Origin of the sequence: Streptomyces sp. NBC_01485, from assembly GCF_036227125.1 — a bacterium.
In the GTDB taxonomy this organism is placed as follows: Bacteria; Actinomycetota; Actinomycetes; order Streptomycetales; family Streptomycetaceae; genus Streptomyces.
The window spans coordinates 2503531-2521707 of record NZ_CP109435.1 but is presented as its reverse complement, the minus strand read 5'-3'; the positions used below and the strand labels follow the sequence as shown (position 1 = coordinate 2521707).

16 protein-coding genes are annotated in these 18177 nt (G+C 72.4%); 4 read left to right on the top strand and 12 right to left on the bottom strand.

The window, feature by feature from the left end; all coding sequences use genetic code 11:
- Positions 1-2: 2 nt before the first annotated feature.
- The 3 genes from OG352_RS11645 to lipB all read right to left on the bottom strand — a co-directional run bounded on the left by OG352_RS11645 (position 3) and on the right by lipB (position 2360).
- Positions 3-203, bottom strand: a complete 201-nt coding sequence (locus tag OG352_RS11645; RefSeq protein WP_329216538.1) for an SCO2195 family GlnR-regulated protein — start codon at positions 201-203, stop codon at positions 3-5.
- Positions 204-493: 290 nt separating this feature from the next.
- Positions 494-1459: a lipoyl synthase gene (gene lipA / locus OG352_RS11640; RefSeq protein WP_329216537.1), complete on the bottom strand. Its 966-nt coding sequence runs from the start codon at positions 1457-1459 to the stop codon at positions 494-496.
- A gap of 73 nt (positions 1460-1532) precedes the next feature.
- Positions 1533-2360, bottom strand: coding sequence for a lipoyl(octanoyl) transferase LipB (lipB, locus tag OG352_RS11635; RefSeq protein ID WP_329216535.1), 828 nt, complete (start codon positions 2358-2360; stop codon positions 1533-1535).
- Between the two features lie 244 nt (positions 2361-2604).
- On the opposite strand from lipB, the gene OG352_RS11630 reads away from it, so the two are divergent.
- Positions 2605-4143, top strand: coding sequence for a regulator (locus OG352_RS11630; protein WP_329216533.1), 1539 nt, complete (start codon positions 2605-2607; stop codon positions 4141-4143).
- A 141-nt stretch (positions 4144-4284) separates the two neighbouring features.
- Here the strand turns inward: OG352_RS11630 and OG352_RS11625 are convergent, their stop codons facing one another.
- Positions 4285-5646, bottom strand: a complete 1362-nt coding sequence (locus tag OG352_RS11625; RefSeq protein ID WP_329216531.1) for an NAD(P)/FAD-dependent oxidoreductase — start codon at positions 5644-5646, stop codon at positions 4285-4287.
- A 161-nt stretch (positions 5647-5807) separates the two neighbouring features.
- Positions 5808-6701, bottom strand: a complete 894-nt coding sequence (locus OG352_RS11620; RefSeq protein ID WP_329216529.1) for a TIGR01777 family oxidoreductase — start codon at positions 6699-6701, stop codon at positions 5808-5810.
- 71 nt (positions 6702-6772) lie between these two features.
- Here OG352_RS11620 and OG352_RS11615 point away from each other — a divergent pair, with 71 nt between their 5' ends.
- A complete protein-coding gene (locus OG352_RS11615) occupies positions 6773-7270 on the top strand; it encodes a GNAT family N-acetyltransferase (RefSeq protein ID WP_329216528.1) in 498 nt (165 codons plus the stop codon).
- 21 nt (positions 7271-7291) lie between these two features.
- On the opposite strand, the gene OG352_RS11610 is transcribed toward OG352_RS11615, so the two are convergent.
- Positions 7292-8476, bottom strand: coding sequence for a MarP family serine protease (locus OG352_RS11610; protein WP_329216527.1), 1185 nt, complete (start codon positions 8474-8476; stop codon positions 7292-7294).
- 288 nt (positions 8477-8764) lie between these two features.
- Between OG352_RS11610 and OG352_RS11605 the strand changes: the two genes are divergently transcribed.
- Together OG352_RS11605 and OG352_RS11600 are read left to right on the top strand one after the other, a co-directional pair.
- Positions 8765-9544: a peptidoglycan recognition protein family protein gene (locus tag OG352_RS11605; protein WP_443072477.1), complete on the top strand. Its 780-nt coding sequence runs from the start codon at positions 8765-8767 to the stop codon at positions 9542-9544.
- A gap of 74 nt (positions 9545-9618) precedes the next feature.
- On the top strand, positions 9619-9879 hold the full coding sequence (locus OG352_RS11600) for a hypothetical protein (protein ID WP_329216525.1): 261 nt from the start codon (positions 9619-9621) through the stop codon (positions 9877-9879).
- A 30-nt stretch (positions 9880-9909) separates the two neighbouring features.
- Here the strand turns inward: OG352_RS11600 and OG352_RS11595 are convergent, their stop codons facing one another.
- The 6 genes from OG352_RS11595 to lpdA all read right to left on the bottom strand — a co-directional run bounded on the left by OG352_RS11595 (position 9910) and on the right by lpdA (position 17965).
- Entirely contained in the window at positions 9910-10431 is a 522-nt protein-coding gene (locus tag OG352_RS11595) for a DUF4240 domain-containing protein (protein ID WP_329223792.1), read from the bottom strand.
- A gap of 124 nt (positions 10432-10555) precedes the next feature.
- Positions 10556-10717, bottom strand: coding sequence for a hypothetical protein (locus tag OG352_RS11590; RefSeq protein WP_443072214.1), 162 nt, complete (start codon positions 10715-10717; stop codon positions 10556-10558).
- Positions 10718-10749: 32 nt separating this feature from the next.
- Positions 10750-13455 carry a pyruvate dehydrogenase (acetyl-transferring), homodimeric type gene (gene aceE / locus OG352_RS11585; RefSeq protein WP_329216524.1) on the bottom strand — a complete coding sequence of 902 codons (2706 nt, stop codon included), beginning with the start codon at positions 13453-13455 and terminating at the stop codon, positions 10750-10752.
- A 326-nt stretch (positions 13456-13781) separates the two neighbouring features.
- Complete coding sequence (locus OG352_RS11580) at positions 13782-14405, bottom strand: GntR family transcriptional regulator (RefSeq protein ID WP_266396122.1); 624 nt, start codon at positions 14403-14405, stop codon at positions 13782-13784.
- Between the two features lie 333 nt (positions 14406-14738).
- Positions 14739-16508 (bottom strand): 2-oxoglutarate dehydrogenase, E2 component, dihydrolipoamide succinyltransferase, encoded by a 1770-nt coding sequence (gene sucB, locus OG352_RS11575; protein WP_329216520.1) that lies wholly within the window; start codon positions 16506-16508, stop codon positions 14739-14741.
- Positions 16509-16576: 68 nt separating this feature from the next.
- The gene (gene lpdA / locus OG352_RS11570; protein WP_329216519.1) at positions 16577-17965 is read right to left on the bottom strand and encodes a dihydrolipoyl dehydrogenase; all 1389 of its coding nucleotides are present in this window, start codon (positions 17963-17965) and stop codon (positions 16577-16579) included.
- Positions 17966-18177: the final 212 nt, after the last annotated feature.

Sequence of the window (18177 nt, the reverse complement as noted above, 5' to 3'; positions counted from 1 at the left end):
GCTCACGGGCGGGGGGAGGTGACCGCTTCGAGGACGCGCTGCGTCTCGACCCGGTCCTTGGCGCGACGGCGGTCCTCCAGCACGGAGGTCCAGGCGTTGCGACGGGCGGTGCGCTGACCGCTGCTCATGAGCAGCGACTCGACGGCGCGCAGTGCGTTGGTGAAGGTCGGGATCGCGGTGGCGTGAACGGGCGCGGCCTGCATGGCGGAGGTCCCCCTCGGACGGCTTCGGGTACGGGGCTGCGTGGACTGCCTGGTGTACGTGATGTGATACCAGCGTCACTGATTGGTGTTACCAGGGCGTGACCGACCGGTCAAACGCGAATGAAGCCTTGATGCGCAGGGCCGAAACGCTGACGCGGCCCTGACGGCCGTCCTCATCTGCGAGGACGGTCAGGACCGCGTCGTATCGGCCACTACCGGCGGGTAGCGGCTTGTGCGCGAGTTCACACACTCGGCTTGCGACCGTACGGCGCAAGGGAGGTGACGTAGCGTCAGACGGCCTGGCCGGCGATGAACGCGCCGCGCTTCTCGACGGCCATCTGGTACAGGCGTCCGGCGCGGTAGGAGGACCGTACCAGCGGACCCGACATCACGCCGGAGAAGCCGATCTGGTCGGCCTCCTCCTTCAGCTCCACGAACTCGTGCGGCTTGACCCAGCGCTCGACGGGGTGGTGGCGCACGGAGGGCCGCAGGTACTGCGTGATGGTGACCAGCTCGCAGCCCGCCTCGTGCAGTTGCCGAAGCGCCTCGCTGACCTCCTCGCGGGTCTCGCCCATGCCGAGGATCAGGTTCGACTTGGTGACCAGTCCGAAGTCGCGGGCGGCCGTGATGACGTTCAGTGAACGCTCGTAACGGAAGCCGGGGCGGATCCGCTTGAAGATCCGCGGCACCGTCTCGACGTTGTGCGCGAAGACCTCGGGCCGCGAGGAGAAGACCTCGGCGAGCTGCTCCGGGACGGCGTTGAAGTCGGGGGCGAGCAGCTCCACCTTCGTAGGGCCGGACTCGCGGCCGGCGGTCTGCTCGTGGATCTGCCGGACCGTCTCGGCGTACAGCCACGCCCCGCCGTCCGCCAGGTCGTCGCGCGCGACGCCGGTGATGGTGGCGTAGTTCAGGTCCATCGTGACGACGGACTCGCCCACCCGGCGGGGCTCGTCGCGGTCCAGCGCCTCGGGCTTGCCGGTGTCGATCTGGCAGAAGTCGCAGCGCCGGGTGCACTGGTCGCCGCCGATGAGGAAGGTCGCCTCGCGGTCCTCCCAGCACTCGTAGATGTTGGGGCAGCCGGCTTCCTGGCAGACGGTGTGCAGCCCCTCGCTCTTCACGAGGTTCTGCATCTTCGTGTACTCGGGGCCCATTTTCGCCCGCGTCTTGATCCACTCGGGCTTACGCTCGATGGGGGTCTGGGCGTTACGGACCTCCAGGCGCAGCATCTTGCGTCCGTCGGGTGCGACTGCGGACACGACCGGCTCCCTAACGATTGATTCTTCGGCGTGCCCAAGGGTACGCCCGTGGATTTGAAAGCCCGCCGGTGCCTCAGGCTGCGGGTGCTGCGGGCACTACGGGTACTGCGGGTTCCTTCTCGATCTCCCGCGGCCTCGGCTCGGCGTTCTCCAGGACGTCCGTCAGGTGCCGCTGCGCCACCGGCAGCACCTCCTCGATCGTCACGTCCCGGCCCAGCTCGCCGGCCAGGGAGGCGACGCCCGCGTCGCGGATCCCGCACGGGATGATCCGGTCGAACCACTTGTTGTCCGGGTTCACGTTGAGCGCGAAGCCGTGCATCGTGACGCCCTTGGCGACCCGGATGCCGATCGCCGCGATCTTCCGGTCCTCGCGCCGCTGGCCGGCGTTGGACGGCGCGTACTCCGGACCGTTCAGCCGGGGGTCGAACTCCTCGTCGGTGAGCCGGGGATCGAGGTCCAGCGACAGGCCGCCGGGCGACGGGCGCCGCTCCACCGGATCGCCGAGCACCCACACCCCGCTCCGCCCCTCCACCCGGGACGTCTCGACGCCGAACTCCGCGCACACCCTGATCAGGGCGTCCTCCAGCCGCCGCACATGGGCGACGACGTCCACCGGACGCGGCAGCTTCAGGATCGGGTAGCCCACCAGCTGCCCCGGCCCGTGCCAGGTGATCTTGCCGCCGCGGTCCACGTCGACGACCGGGGTGCCGTCCAGGGGGCGCTCGACGTCGGCGGTGCGCCGGCCGGCCGTGTAGACCGGGGGGTGCTCCAGGAGCAGCACGGTGTCCGGGATCTCGTCGGCGAACCGGGCCGCGTGCACCCGGCGTTGCTCGTCCCACGCCTCCTGGTACTCGACGGCGTCCCCGCCGAACCCCATCCGGACGAACCGCAGCCCGCTCACGGCAAGCGCCTCCCTGAAAGTCGTCAGGCGCGTGCCGCGCCCCAGCCACTGTACGTCCGCGCGTTCCGCGTCAGCCCCACGGCCAATCCTCACACGATCGGATGAATGAGCGCCGAGATGTGCGATCGACTGCTTACTCTCCGCTACATTCGCGCCGTTCACGAGGCCAAAAGGGCTGATCACAGCAATCAGGGCATTCATCCGGGCACGTCACAGGCCCGGGAGGCAGGAGACCGCACCGCAGATGACGGAACGACCCGCGCAGCGCACTCCCAACCGCCAACTAGCCGCGCTCATCGCAGAAGCGGGCTTCTCCAACGCGGGACTGGCCCGTCGCGTCGATCAGCTCGGCCTCGAACACGGGCTGGACCTCAGATACGACAAGACGTCCGTCACCCGGTGGCTGCGCGGGCAGCAGCCCCGGGGCACCACCCCCGCCCTCATCGCCGAGGTCTTCACCCGGCGCCTGGGCCGTCGGCTCACGGCCCAGGACCTCGGTCTGGACGCCTGCGCCCCCGTCTACGCGGGCCTGGAGTTCGCCTCCACGCCCGAGGAGGCCATCGACATCGTCGGCGGGCTCTGGCGCAAGGACTCCGGCAGCCACGCCGAGCTCCGCAAGATCGCCTTCACGCCCGCGGGACTCGTCGTGCCGAGCCGCGACTGGCTGATCGGGCGGGCCGACGAGAAGGTCGCCCGCAGCGAGCCGCCCGCCGCCGCCCGGGTCCCCGTCCAGGGCCGCCCGGCCACCCGGCCGCCCGGGTCCGCCACACCCCGGCAGCAGCCCCCGTCCGCACAGCCGGCGCCGGCGACCGTGCAGGTCATGCCCGGTCCTGCGGCCGTCCCCCGGCAGCGCGGCCAGGGCGGTGAGCGCCCGCCCGCCCAGCGGGTCACCGGCGGCGACATCTCCGCGCTCCGTTCGGTCGGCGAGCTCTTCCGCACCCTCGACGACAGGTACGGCGGCGGGCACGCCCGGCAGGCCCTCGTGCGCTACCTGGAGCACGAGTGCGAGCCCATGCTGCGCGGCTCCTACGGTGAGCAGACCGGCCGCCGTCTCTTCGGCGCCGCCGCCGACCTGACCCGGCTCGCCGGCTGGACCTCCTTCGACATCGCCGCGCACGGCCTGGCCCAGCGGTACTTCGTCCAGGCCCTGCGCCTCTCCCAGGCGGCCGCGGACCGGGCGTACGGCTCCTTCGTCCTGGTCACCATGAGCCGCCAGGCCGTCTATCTCGGGCACGGGCGCGAGGCGGTGCAGCTCGCGCGGGTGGCCCAGCAGGGGGTCGGCACGGGCGCCCCGCCCGTCGTGCAGGCGCTGCTGCACTCGGCGGAGGCGCGCGGGCACGGGGTGCTGGGCGAGGTGCGGGCCTCGACCGCCGCGCTCGTGCGGGCCGAGCGGGCGCTGGAGGCGGCCAAAGCGGGGGACGAGGTGCCGTACTGGGCGCGGTTCTTCGACGAGGCGCAGTTGGCCGACGAGTTCGGGCACTGCCACCGTGACCTCCAGCAGTTCCGGGCCGCAGCCCAGCACGCCGAGCGCTCGCTGCAACTGCGTCCCGCCGCCCATGCCCGCAGCCGGCTGTTCTGCCGCGTCGTCCTCGCCTCCGCCCGGCTCGGCCTCGGCGAACTCGACCAGGCCTGCCAGCACGCGGCGGAGGCCGCCGGCCAGGCGGCGGAGATGCGGTCGGTGCGTGCCCTGGAGTACGTGAGGGACTTCGAACGCCGCCTGGAGCCGTACCGGGACGCGGCCCCGGTACGGACGTACCGCGACAAGGTGGCGGCCCTGGGGTGACGCCCGCCCCCTGGGGGCTGCGCCCCCAGACCCCCGCTTCGGTCCTTAAGGGGCCTCGTCCTCAAACTCCCCCAGAGGGGGTGCCCCCGGACGGGCTGGATTGGGGGGTCTGGGGGCGGCAGCCCCCAGGGGCGGTGTCGGTCAGGCCGCTGCCTGTTCCTCCTGGGTCGTCGGCAGCGGGTCGGCCACGTGCAGGGAACCTGCCGCGCGCAGGTCGGAGACGATCGCCGACGCGGCCCGGTGCGCGGAGTGCAGGGCGCCCTGGACGGTGCTGGTGTCCCGGTGGTCGCCGCACACGTACAGGCCCGCCAGCAGGCGTACGGGACGGCGCAGGTCGTGCGGCGCCCGCATCGCCGGGACGGCCTCGGCGGTGTGGTGCACGGCCAGCGTTTCCCAGCGCGCGGTCGGGACGCCGTAGAGGCGGGACAGGTGCATGCGTACGGCGGTGTCGACGCCCGGCGGCGGCGTGCCGAGGACCGTGGACGAGATCAGCGCCCGGCCCGCGGGCGCCCGGCTCGGATCCACCGCGCTGATCACCGCCGTGTGCGCCACCGGCCCGCCCCGGTCGGCGTCGAGGAGCAGCGAGGCCCCCGTCCGGGGCGGCTCGTCCGTCGTGTGGTGGACGACCGTCACCGGGTGGAACCCGGGCACCCGCAGGCCGGGCAGCAGCTCCGCCGCCGTGCGCGCGTCGGTGGCCACCAGGACGGCCCGGCAGCGGAACTCGCCGTGCTCGGCGGTGGTCACCAAGGTCGTGGAGACCGAGGTGACCCGCACCCCGGTGTGCACGGTGCCCGCCGGCAGCGTCCGCGCGAGCAGCTCCGGCAGCACCTCCGCCCCGCCCTCCGGCAGCGACAGCCGCCCGGCCGCGAAGGCCCGCAGCGCGAGGTCCGCGCACCGGCTGGAGGTGGTGAGGTCCGGGTCGCAGAGCAGCGCCGCCAGCAGCGGGCGCAGGAACCCGTCGACCGTGCGGGCCGGCACCCCGCGCGCCGCGAGGGCCTGCGCGGCCGGCAACTCCGGGCGGCGCAGCAGCCGTTCGGCCGGAGTCGCCGCGATCCGGGTGAGCGCGGCGCCCAGCCGCGCCTGGTCCACGGCGCTGCCCAGCGGCGCGCCCGCCCGCACGGGCGGGGAGCCCGGCAAGGGAGCGCTCGCCAGGGCGCGTACGGCATGCAGTGCGCCCCTCGCGCTCCCCGCGCCCGCCTGGGCGCCCGCGCGGTGATGGCGCCCGTCGCTGTGCAGCAGCACCCCCGGCGCGAACGGACGCAGGACGAGCGCGTCCAGCCCCGGTGTCAGGGCCAGTTCGGGATACGCGGTGGACAGCAACTGCCCGATGCGGTCGAGCCGGAACCCGTCGATCTTCTCCGTCGACATGCGGCCCCCCACGTAAGGGGCGGCCTCCAGGACCGCGGTCGTTACTCCTGCGCTGGTCAGTCGCTGTGCCGCGGAGAGGCCGGCGATTCCGGCTCCCACCACGACGACGTCTGCCTGGTACGCGGGCTCAAGCACGTGCCCCTCCTCGAGGTTGCGCGGCCGGTGGAGACGTCATGCCCCCGACGGCCGTTCGGGATGCCCGAGTTCGGATCGAGGTTAGGGCCGTGATCGGTCAGGAACAGTCGCGCATCGACAGAGCACGGTCGCACGGCGGTGGCATACGGTCACGAAGGGGATCAGGCTGCCCGGATGGCATCCTCGATCCCGGGGAACGCGAAGGTGAACCCGGACTCCAGCAGCCGCTTCGGCACCACCCGCGCGCTGCCCAGCACGTCCCCGGCCATCTCGCCCAGCACCGTCCGCAACACCGGCGCGGGCACCGTGAAGAGCGTCGGCCGGTGCAGCACCCGCCCCATCGCCGCGGTGATCTCACGGTTGGTCAGCGGCTCGGGCGCGGTCAGGTTGAACGGCCCCGACAGGTCGTCCCGGTCCAGGAGATGCCGGATCGCCGCCACCTCGTCGTGCAGCGCGACGTACGACCAGTACTGCCGGCCGTCGCCCATCCGCCCCCCGAGCCCGGCCCTGAACAGGGGGAACAGCCTGCCCCAGGCCCCACCGCCGCGCGCCACGACAAGACCGGTCCGGGTGAAGACCGTACGGACGCCCGCCTCCTGGGCCGGAGCCGCGGCGGCCTCCCACTCCACGCACAGCTCCGGCAGGAAGCCGCGGCCGGCCGGCGCGCTCTCGTCCACGATCCGGTCGCCCGTCTCGCCGTACAGACCCATCGCGCTGCCGTTCACGAACACCCGCGGCCGGTCGTCGAGCGAGGCGACCGCCTTCGCCAGCGCCGACGTGCCGTGCACCCGGCTGTCGTGGATCCGTTTCTTGTACGCCTCGCTCCAGCGCCGGTCGCCGACCCCCGCCCCCGCCAGGTTGACCACGGCGTCGCACCCGGCGAGCCCCGCCGTGTCCAGCTGCGCCCGCTCGGGGTCCCAGCGCACCTCGTCCGCGCCCCGGGGCGCATGGCGCACCAGGCGCGCGACCTCGTGTCCGTCGGCGGTCAGAGACCGCACCAGGGCGCTGCCGATCAGGCCGGACGCACCGGCCACCGCGATTCGCGTACGTTCCATGCCGTCCATCCTGCCCGGTGGCCGGAGAAAAGCCCGGTCGGGCCGCCGCCCTCCGCTCTAGGGTGACGGCCATGCCCGAACCCTCCGCACTTCGTATACGCGCCGCGGTGCCCGCCGACGGCGAGGCGCTGAGTCTCGTCGACCGTCTCACGTGGTCCCCGCTGCACGCCGTGATGCCCGAGCCGCAGCCGCCGTACGGCCCCTTCTTCGACGAGCGGCACGCGCCCGAGGACAACCTGGTCGCCGAACTCGACGACCGCGTGGTCGGCTACGTCACCCTCACCCGTCCCACCAAGCTCGCCTGCAACCGGCACGTCCGGCAGATCCAGGGCCTCGCCGTCCTCGACGAGGCGCGCGGCCGGGGCGTCGGGCGGGCGCTGGTCCGCGCGGCCGTCGAGGAGGCCCGGCGGCAGGGCGCCCGCCGCATCACCCTGCGCGTCCTCGGCCACAACACCGCGGCGCGGGCGCTCTACGCGGCCGAGGGGTTCGCGGTGGAGGGCGTGCTGCCCGAGGAGTTCCTGCTGGACGGCGCGTACGTGGACGACGTGCTCATGGGGCGCTCCCTATGAGGTCCATGAGGTCCATGACGGCTATGACGTGATCAGGGCACCCGTGTCCACCGGCCGCGTCGCCGTCGACGCCCGCTCGGCGTCGCCGGCGACCTCGGCGACCGTCAGCACGTACCCCGTCTCGTCGTCGGAGGTGGAGCGGGCGAAGACGACGCCGTAGACCCGGCCGTCGGTGGTCAGCAGCGGGCCGCCGGAGTTGCCGGGGCGGACGGTGGAGCGGATCGAGTAGATCTCGCGGGTGACGATCTCGTCGTTGTAGATGTTCCGGCCGGTCGCCTTCACCCGGTTCGCGACCGTCGCCGCCTGGAGGTTCAGATCGCCGTCCTGCGGATAGCCGGCCACGACCGCCGAGTCCCCGCGCGAGGCGTCGTCGTCGAAGCGCAGCACCGGGGCCCGCAGATCCGGCACGTACAGCACGGCCACGTCCTTGTCCGGGTCGAAGAACACCACGCGCGCGTCGTACGACCGCCCCACGCCGCCGATCCGTACGGTCGGTTCGTCGATGCCCGCCACCACGTGCGCGTTGGTCATCACATGCTCGCTCGCGTACACGAAGCCGCTGCCCTCGCGGCCCTGGTTGCCCGCGGCGCCCTCGATCTTCACCGTGCTCAGCTTGGCCGCGCTGGTCGCGAGCGCCGTGACACTGTCGCCGGAGGGCTTGGCGACCTCGGCCGTCGACTCGTTCTCGAACGGGTTGAAGACCTGCGGGAAGCCCGCCTGGGTCAGCGCCGACGTGGCCCGCGAGAACCAGGTGGGCGTGGTGTCCGGCATGGCGTCCTGCACGGCACCCAGCAGCCGTGAGTCCCGTATCGACGACGTGACCACCGGCGACGAGGACGCGCCCAGCACGCTCGCCGCCACCCACGCCACGATCAGCACCGCCACCGCGTTCGCCACCGCGCCGCCGACCCCGTCCGCCACCCGCAGCGGCCCCCGGTCCAGCTCCCGGCGCAGCCGCAGCGCCAGCCGCCCCGCCAGCTCGTGCCCGACCACCGCCGGGACGAGCACCGTGAACACGGCGGCCACGGTCGCCCCGGTGGTCCCCGGAGTCACCAGGTCCATCACCCACGGCAGGACCCACACGCCGATCACCGCGCCGCCCACGAACCCGGCCAGCGAGACACAGCCGGCCACCAGCCCACGCCGGTAGCCGGAGCCGGCGTAGGCGAGGATCACCAGCGCCAGCAGGATGTCGAGCAGGTCCACACGGCCCCCTTTCTCTCAGATCCCCTAGTACGTGCGGGAAGGGCCCAGTGATCAGTTACCCGTCGATCACGCGCACACGACGTCCACAACCGGCCACGTGTGCGGGTACCTCGTGAAACGGCGGGCACCGGGAGGATGGTTCCACCAGGTGGCACACCACACATCGCGGGCGGACCGGAACCGGACGACAGTGGGTTCATGTGCGCCCGCCGAGCTCTCAGGCCGACCCCCCGCGGTCCGCGGGGACCGCGCGGGCCGCGCCCGGCGCGGATACCGGGCCCGCTCCTCGTGCTCCTGGGCTGCGTGCCCGGGCTCGCCGCCGTCGCGGCCCTGGGGCTGTGCGCGGGCGGTGTCGACCACGCGGCGACGGACGCCCTGGCCGCCCGCGCCGGCCGCCCGGCCGCCGCCCGCCCCGCCGCCGGGCACCGGGCAGCCCGCCCGCCGGTCGTACCGCGCGCCGCCTGGCTGGACGACCTCGCCCGGCACGCGCAGCCGCCCCCGCGCTACGACGACAAGGTCGTCGCCGTCTTCGTCCACCACACCGACTCGCCCAACGGCTACGACTGCGCCGACGCGCCCCGCATCATCCGCTCCCTGTACACGGGCCAGACCGCCGCCCGCGGCTGGGACGACATCGGCTACAACTTCCTCGTCGACCGCTGCGGCACCGTCTACGAGGGCCGGGCCGGCGGCGTCGACCGCGCCGTCACCGGCGCCCACACCCAGGGCTTCAACCACCGCACGGCCGGTATCGCCGCACTCGGCACGTTCACCGCCGGCGTGCCGGTGCCGCAGGCGATGGTCGACGCGATCGCCGCCCTGACCGCCTGGAAACTCGGCCTGACCGGCACCGACCCGCGCTCGACCGTCCGCCTCACCTCCAGCAACAGCCTCAGCCGCTACGCCGCCGGCACCACCGCCACCCTCCCCGCCCTGGCCGGCCACCGGGACGGCTACATGACCACCTGCCCCGGCGCCGCCCTCACCGCCCGCCTCCCGGAGATCCGCGCCACGGCCGCCCGCCTCCAGGGCAGAACGGCCGCGCCCACGCTCACAGGAACCCCTTAGGCGGCGTTCAGGGTCCTCCCATTCCCACGTCCTACGGTCATGCACAACACAAGCCGACCGGAGGTGGGGATCCCATGAACAGCAGCCGTACTCGGTCCACGGAGGCCACGCGGAGCAGCGCCGAGGGCGCGCAGCGGGGCGCGGGCTGGTCGAGGGCCGCGCGCAGCCCCTGGACCGTGCTCTGCGCCGTCGCCGCGGTCGTCCTGGGCCCGGCCGCGGCCACCGCGTCCGCCCTGGAACAGGCCAACAGGGCGCCCATGCACCACGCGGTGCGGATCGACCGGACGCAGGCCTACATCCCGGCGGACAGCACCCGCCGCAAGCTCGCCGTATGACGCCCGGCACGCCCGCCGCCCCGGCCAGCCTCACTCCTTGAAACGCTGCCACAGCCGGGGATACCGCTCGGCCAGCGCACCCTCGTTCTCGAAGTCCACGGGCGTGCCCTCGGGTTCGGAGGGCACGGGCGGGATGCCCAGGTCCGGGGCGACGGTCCCGGTGAGCTGCTCGTAGGCCTCGTCGGCCGCGTAGCCGAGCTCCTCGCCGTCGCCGTCGATCTCCTCGTCGAAGTCGTCCAGCAGGTCGGCGAGCGAGTCCGGGTCGTTGTGCAGCGCGCCCTCGAAGACCTCGCGGCCCTGCCCGATCAGCCAGCACCGGAAGAAGTCGAAGGCGTCGTCGCTCGCCCCGTCCAGCAGCAGCCAGGCGGCGCCCCACAGATCCCAGCGGTAGGCGCGGTTGTAGCGGGACTCGAAGTGCCGGGCGAAGTCGAGCACGGAATCCGGGTCCAACCGGACCAGCCGCTCCACGAGCAGGTCGGCCTGCTCCTCGGGATCACCCTCGGCGGCCTCGCGGGAGGCGTCCACCAGCTCCCAGAACTCCGTCTCGTCCATCACGCGTCCAGCATCGTGCCTCAAGGTGCCCGACGCACCCGGAGTGCCGGGGATTGTCACCCACGCCGGTACGACTCGGTCAGCGCGCCGGTACGACTCGGTCACCCACGCCGGTACGACTCGGTCAGCCGCGCCCGTACAACTCCGTCAGCCGCGCCGCGTCCTCGGTGAACCGTTTCCGCAGGGACTCGGGGACGACCACCTCGGCCTCGGCCCCCAGCGCCGTGAGCTGACCGTGCGCCACCTCCAGCGGGGACGAGGGGGAACGAGAAAGGGGGCGCGGCACCCGCCGCACCCCCCTTCCCGTAGAGCTGTCGCCTACAGGCCGTAGCGCTCGCGCGCCTCCTTCACGGACGTGGCCTTGACCTCGCCGCGGCGGGCGAGCTGGGCCAGGGCCGCGACGACGATCGACTGCGCGTCGACGCCGAAGTGACGGCGGGCCGCGGCGCGGGTGTCGGACAGACCGAAGCCGTCCGCGCCCAGCGAGGAGTAGTCCTGCTCGACCCACTGCGCGATCTGGTCCGGGACCTGGCGCATGTAGTCGGAGACCGCGAGGACCGGGCCCTCGGCGCCCTGCAGCGCCTGCCGGACGTACGGCACGCGCTCCTCGCCGCGCAGCAGGGCCGCGTCGGCCTCCAGCGCGTCACGGCGCAGCTCGGTCCAGGAGGTCGCGGACCACACGTCGGCGGCCACACCCCACTCCTCGGCGAGCAGCTTCTGCGCCGCGAGCGCCCAGTGGATCGCGGTGCCCGAACCCAGGAGCTGGATGCGCGGGGCGTTGGCCGCCGCCACGTCCACCCCCGCCGACTCCGCCGTGTTGAAGCGGTACAGGCCCTTGACGATGCCCTCGTCGACGCCGGAGGCGGACGGCTTGGCGGGCTGCGGCATCGGCTCGTTGTAGACGGTCAGGTAGTAGAAGACGTTCTGGTCCACGCCTGGGTCCGCCGCGCCGTACATCCGGCGCAGACCGTCCTTGACGATCGTGGCGACCTCGTACGCGAACGCCGGGTCGTAGCTGAGGGCGGCCGGGTTGGTCGCGGCGATGACCGGGGAGTGGCCGTCGGCGTGCTGGAGGCCCTCGCCCGTCAGGGTCGTACGGCCGGCCGTGGCGCCGACGAGGAAGCCGCGGCCGAGCTGGTCGCCGAGCTGCCACATCTGGTCGGCCGTGCGCTGCCAGCCGAACATCGAGTAGAAGATGTAGAACGGGATCATCGTCTCGCCGTGCGTGGAGTACGCGGTGGACGCGGCGATGAAGTCGGCCATCGAACCGGCCTCGGTGATCCCCTCGTTGAGGATCTGGCCGTTCTTGGCCTCCTTGTAGTACATGAGCTGGTCACGGTCGACCGGCTCGTACGTCTGGCCCTTGGGGGAGTAGATCCCGAGGGACGGGAAGAGCGACTCCATGCCGAACGTGCGCGCCTCGTCCGGGACGATCGGCACCCAGCGCCTGCCCGTCTCCTTGTCGCGGACCAGGTCCTTGATCAGGCGGACGAAGGCCATGGTGGTGGCCAGGTTCTGGGAGCCGGACCCCTTGTCGAAGGAGGCGAACGTCTTCTCGGCGGGGGCCGGCAGCGGGGCGAGCGCGTGCGTACGGCGGGCCGGGGCCGGGCCGCCGAGCGCCGCGCGGCGCTCCTGGAGGTAGCGCACCTCGGGAGCGTCGGCGCCGGGGTGGCCGTAGGGCACGACACCGTCGACGAAGTCGCTGTCCTTGATCGGCAGTTCCAGCAGGTCGCGCATGGTCTTGAACTCGTCCACCGAGAGCTTCTTCATCTGGTGGTTGGCGTTCTTCGACGCGAAGCCCTCGCCGAGGGTGTGGCCCTTGACGGTCTGGGCCAGGATGACGGTCGGCGCGCCCTTGAACTCGACGGCCGCCTTGTACGCGGCGTACACCTTGCGCGCCTCGTGACCACCGCGGGAGAGGTGGAAACACTCCAGGATCCTGTCGTCGGACAGCAGCTTCGCCATCTCGACGAGCGCCGGGTCCTTGCCGAAGAAGTCGTGGCGGATGTAGGCGGCGTCGCGCGTCTGGTACGTCTGCACCTGGGCGTCCGGTACCTCGCGCAGCCGCCGGACGAGCGCGCCGGTCGTGTCGAGCTGGAACAGCTCGTCCCACGCCGAGCCCCACAGCGACTTCACGACGTTCCAGCCGGCGCCGCGGAACTGGGCCTCCAGCTCCTGCACGATCTTGAAGTTCGCGCGGACCGGGCCGTCGAGGCGCTGCAGGTTGCAGTTGATGACGAAGGTCAGGTTGTCCAGGCCCTCGCGGGAGGCGAGGGCGAGTGCCGCCGTCGACTCGGGCTCGTCCATCTCGCCGTCACCGAGGAACGCCCAGACGTGGGACGCCGAGACGTCCTTGATACCCCGGTTGGTGAGGTACCGGTTGAAGCGCGCCTGGTAGATGGCGGAGAGCGGACCGAGGCCCATGGAGACGGTCGGGAACTCCCACAGCCAGGGCAGCCGCCGCGGGTGCGGGTACGACGGGAGGCCGTTGCCGCCCGCCTCCTGGCGGAAGTTGTCGAGGTGCTGCTCGGTCAGCCGGCCGTCGAGGAAGGCGCGGGCATAGATGCCGGGGGAGGCGTGGCCCTGGATGTAGAGCTGGTCGCCGGACCCGTCCCGCTCCTTGCCCTTGAAGAAGTGGTTGAAGCCGGTCTCGTAGAGCCAGGCGGCGGAGGCGAAGGTGGCGATGTGGCCGCCGACGCCGTGTTTGCTGCCCCGGCTGACCATCGCGGCCGCGTTCCAGCGGTTCCACGCGGTGATCTTCCGCTCCATCTCCTCGTCGCCGGGAGCGGAGGGCTCGGCGGCGGTGGGGATGGTGTTGACGTAGTCCGTCTCGAGCAGCTTCGGCAGCGCGATGCCGTTGCCCTCGGCACGCTCCAGCGTGCGGCGCATCAGGTACGCGGCACGGTGCGGCCCGGCCGCCTTGGCGACCGCGTCCAGGGAGGCCTGCCATTCGGCGGTCTCCTCCGGGTCCCGGTCGGGGAGCTGGTCGAGCGCGCTCGGCTGGATGGCCTGGGGGTCGGTCATGTCGCCGCCTTCCTCAGTCGAAGGGGGTTCCCTGTGAGGTGGGTGTTCCGGGGGTGCCCTTGGTCTTTGGCAGGACAGGGCGTGGACTCTGGTGGGAGTCCGTCGGCGACTGTAACCCCCTGATCGATGATCGATCAAAGGGTTCCAGGGCAAAACCTCTCGATTACGAGAAAGTCGGCACGGGGTGCCTTTCGCACGGGCACCGGGTGCCGCTTTATTTGGGGCGAATTCCAGCCGTTTCCGCAGGTGAGCGAGGGGGTGCTCGACTGGTGTCCGGCTGCTGTCCGGCTGCTGTTCGAGGGGGTCCGCGGGGGTGTCCGAGGGGGTCACGCCCTCGGCGCGCACCCCAGCACATGCGCCTTCACCAGCTCGGCGATCCGGGGGTCGCGCCGCTTGAACGCGGCGACCAGCTCCTCGTGCTCCTCCGCGTACGACTGCTGCACGGTTCCCAGCCAGCGGATGGACAGCGCCGTGAACACCTCGATGCCGAGGCCCTCCCAGGTGTGCAGCAGCACCGAGTTGCCGGCCGCCCGCACCAGCTCCCGGTGGAAGCCGACGGTGTGCCGCACCTGGCCGGTTCCGTCGGCGTCACGGTCGGCCTCGTACAGGGCGGCGACATGGGGTTCGAGGGCCGAGCAGTCCTCGGCGAGCCGCTGGGCGGCCAGCTCCGCCGCGATCGCCTCCAGGCCGGCCCGTACGGGGTAGCTCTCCTCCAGGTCCGCCGCCGTGAGGTTGCGCACCCGCACGCCCTTGTTCGGCGCGGACTCGATCAGCCGCAGCGACTCCAGCTCGCGCAGCGCCTCCCGCACCGGCGTCTGGCTGACCTCCAGCTCGGTCGCGATCCGCCGCTCCACGATCCGCTCACCCGGCTTCCAGCGCCCGCTGACGATCCCCTCCACGATGTGCTCGCGGATCTGTTCGCGCAGCGAGTGGACGACGGGCGCGGTCATGAGGGCTCCTTCGAGCAGGGGCCGCCCATCGGCCCCGGGGGCGTTTGACGTCTAGACAATACGGCCGTGAGCGCTTTCCGGGCGGGCCCGTGGGGTGGCTTTTACGCAGGTGAGACGAGACTTACACGGCGTTTTCCGGGGGTTCGGCCACCCCGGCCGCCCCGGAGCCCGGTCCCCGCCACCGCGGGGCGGCCCGGGGCCGCGTGTGGCTGGGCGCGGGACTTGGACGCCGAGGAGCAGGTTGCCGTGAGGACGCCGATCGGCGAGGCGAAAGACGAGCGCCCCCGTCCGGAAAGCTCTGGACGGGGGCGCTCGCTGTGCTGGTCCTGGGGGTTACAGGCCGAGTTCGACCTCGAACTCGCCCGCTTCCAGGATCGACTTGACCGCGGTGAGGTAACGGGCCGCGTCGGCGCCGTCGACCAGGCGGTGGTCGTAGGACAGGGTCAGGTACGTCATGTCGCGGACGCCGATGACCGTGCCCTCCTCCGTCTCGATGACGGCCGGACGCTTGACCGTGGCACCGATGCCGAGGATCGCGACCTGGCCCGGCGGCACGATGATCGTGTCGAAGAGCGCACCGCGCGAACCGGTGTTGGAGATGGTGAAGGTGCCGCCGGACAGCTCGTCCGGGGTGATCTTGTTGCCGCGGACCTTGCCGGCCAGCTCGGCCGTGGCCTTGGAGATACCGGCGATGTTGAGGTCGCCGGCGCCCTTGATGACCGGGGTCATCAGGCCCTTCTCCGAGTCCACCGCGATGTTGATGTTCTCGGTGCCGAAGTAGGTGATCGTGCCGTCGGCCTCGTTGATCTTGGCGTTGATGACCGGGTGGGCCTTCAGCGCCTGGGCCGCCGCCTTCACGAAGAACGGCATCGGGGAGAGCTTGACGCCCTCGCGCGCCGCGAAGGAGTCCTTCGCCTTGGCACGCAGCCGCATCAGACGCGTGACGTCGACCTCGACGACCGACGACAGCTGCGCCTGCTCGTGCAGCGCCTTGACCATGTTGTCGCCGATGACCTTGCGGATGCGCGGCATCTTGACGGTCTGGCCACGCAGCGGCGACACCTCCAGCGCCGGGGCCGCCTTCTTGGCGGCCGGGGCGGCGGCGACCGGAGCCGGGGCAGCGGCGGCGGCCTTCGCGGCCTCGGCGGCGGCGATGACGTCCTGCTTGCGGATCCGGCCGCCGACGCCGGTGCCCTTGACGGCGGCCAGGTCGACGCCGCTCTCGGCGGCGAGCTTGCGCACCAGCGGGGTCACGTAGGCGCCGTCGTCACCGGCGGCGGGAGCCGCGGGGGCGGGGGCGGCCGGGGCGACCGGAGCGGGAGCGACCGGCGCGGGGGCCGGGGCGACCGGTGCCGGGGCGGCGGCGACCGGCGCGGGAGCCGGAGCAGCCGGAGCCGGTGCCGGGGCAGCCGGAGCGACCGGTGCCGGGGCAGCGGCTACGGGCGCCGGTGCCGGGGCAGCGGGTGCCGGGGCAGCTGCCGGGGCGGCGCCCGGGGCGCCGATGACGGCGAGCTTGGCGCCGACCTCGGCGGTCTCGTCCTCGGCGACCGTGATCTCGAGCAGCACACCGGAGGTGGGCGCCGGGATCTCGGTGTCGACCTTGTCCGTGGAGACCTCGAGCAGCGGCTCGTCGGCCTCGACGCTGTCGCCGACCGACTTCAGCCAGCGGGTGACGGTGCCCTCGGTGACGGACTCACCGAGCGCGGGCAGCACCACGTCCGTACCGGACGCGCCACCGGCGGGGGCGGCGGCCGGCGCGGCCGGGGCCTCGGGGGCCGGGGCGGGGGCAGCGGGGGCCTCGGCCACCGGAGCCGGGGCCGCGACGGGCTCGGCGGCCGGGGCGGCAGCGGGGGCCGGGGCGCCCGTGCCGTCGTCGATGAGGGCCAGCTCGGCGCCGACCTCGACCGTCTCGTCCTCGGCGACCTTGATGGACGCGAGGATGCCGGACACGGGCGAGGGGATCTCGGTGTCGACCTTGTCGGTCGACACCTCGAGCAGCGGCTCGTCGGCCTCGACGCGCTCACCCTCGGCCTTCAGCCAGCGGGTGACAGTGCCCTCGGTGACGCTCTCGCCGAGCGCCGGAAGGGTTACGGAAACCGCCATGGTTTCGGTTGCTCCTTACGAATTGCGGAAGTCTGTGTTCATCGCGGAGTCGCTTCTTCGACCGAGGGTCAGTCGTGCGAGTGCAGCGGCTTGCCCGCCAGGGCCAGGTGGGCCTCGCCGAGCGCCTCGTTCTGCGTCGGGTGGGCGTGGATGAGCTGCGCGACCTCGGCCGGCAGCGCCTCCCAGTTGTAGATCAGCTGGGCTTCGCCGACCTGCTCGCCCATGCGGTCGCCGACCATGTGGACGCCGACCACGGCACCGTCCTTCACCTGGACGAGCTTGATCTCGCCCGAGGTGCCCAGGATCTTGCTCTTGCCGTTGCCCGCCAGGTTGTACTTCAGAGCGACGACCTTGTCCGCGCCGTAGATCTCCTTGGCCTTGGCCTCGGTGATGCCCACGGAGGCGACCTCGGGGTGGCAGTACGTCACCCGGGGGACACCGTCGTAGTCGATCGGAACGACCTTCTGACCGGCCAGCCGCTCCGCGACCAGCATGCCCTCGGCGAAGCCGACGTGCGCGAGCTGGAGCGTCGGGACCAGGTCGCCGACGGCGGAGAGGGTCGGGACGTTGGTGCGCATGTACTCGTCGACCAGGACGTAGCCGCGGTCCGTCGCGACGCCCTGCTCCTCGTAGCCCAGACCGGCGGAGACGGGCCCGCGGCCCACCGCGACCAGCAGGAGCTCGGCCTCGAACTCCTTGCCGTCGGCCAGGGTGACCTTGACGCCGTCGGCGGTGTACTCGGCCTTCGAGAAGAAGGTGCCCAGGTTGAACTTGATGCCGCGCTTGCGGAACGCGCGCTCAAGAAGCTTGGAGGAGTTCTCGTCCTCGAGCGGCGCCAGGTGCTTGAGGCCCTCGATGATCGTGACGTCCGAGCCGAAGGACTTCCACGCCGAGGCGAACTCGACGCCGATGACGCCGCCGCCCAGGATGATCGCGGACTTCGGCACGCGGTCCAGGACGAGGGCGTGGTCGGAGGAGATGATCCGGTTGCCGTCGATCTCCAGGCCCGGCAGCGACTTCGGCACGGAGCCGGTCGCCAGCAGGACATGGCGGCCCTGCACGCGCTGGCCGTTCACGTCGACGGAGGTGGGGGAGGACAGTCGGCCCTCGCCCTCGATGTACGTCACCTTGCGGGAGGCGATGAGCCCCTGCAGACCCTTGTACAGGCCGGAGACGACGCCGTCCTTGTACTTGTGGACGGCGGGGACGTCGATGCCCTCGAAGGTGGCCTTGACGCCGAACTGCTCGCTCTCGCGGGCCTGGTCGGCGATCTCGCCCGCGTGCAGCAGGGCCTTGGTGGGGATGCAACCCCGGTGCAGGCAGGTACCGCCGACCTTGTCCTTCTCGATCAGGGCGACGTCCAGACCCAGCTGCGCCCCGCGCAGGGCCGCGGCGTAACCGCCACTGCCACCGCCGAGGATCACTAGGTCGAAAACGGTGCTGGCGTCGTTCGCCACGTCACGTCCTCCATGCATGTGCGCCACGCCGGTCTCCAGTGACCGGTCGGCGGCTGGTGTCCGGCCGCTCTGTCTCGGCCCTGTGGTGGGGGCCCTGTCCTGCCAGGCCCCATCCTCGCACTTGTCGAGGGGCAACGAGACACGGGGCACCTATGTGAGACCGCCCACTGTCCCGACCCAGGGGCGCGGGGAACCGCGCGACCGACCACACC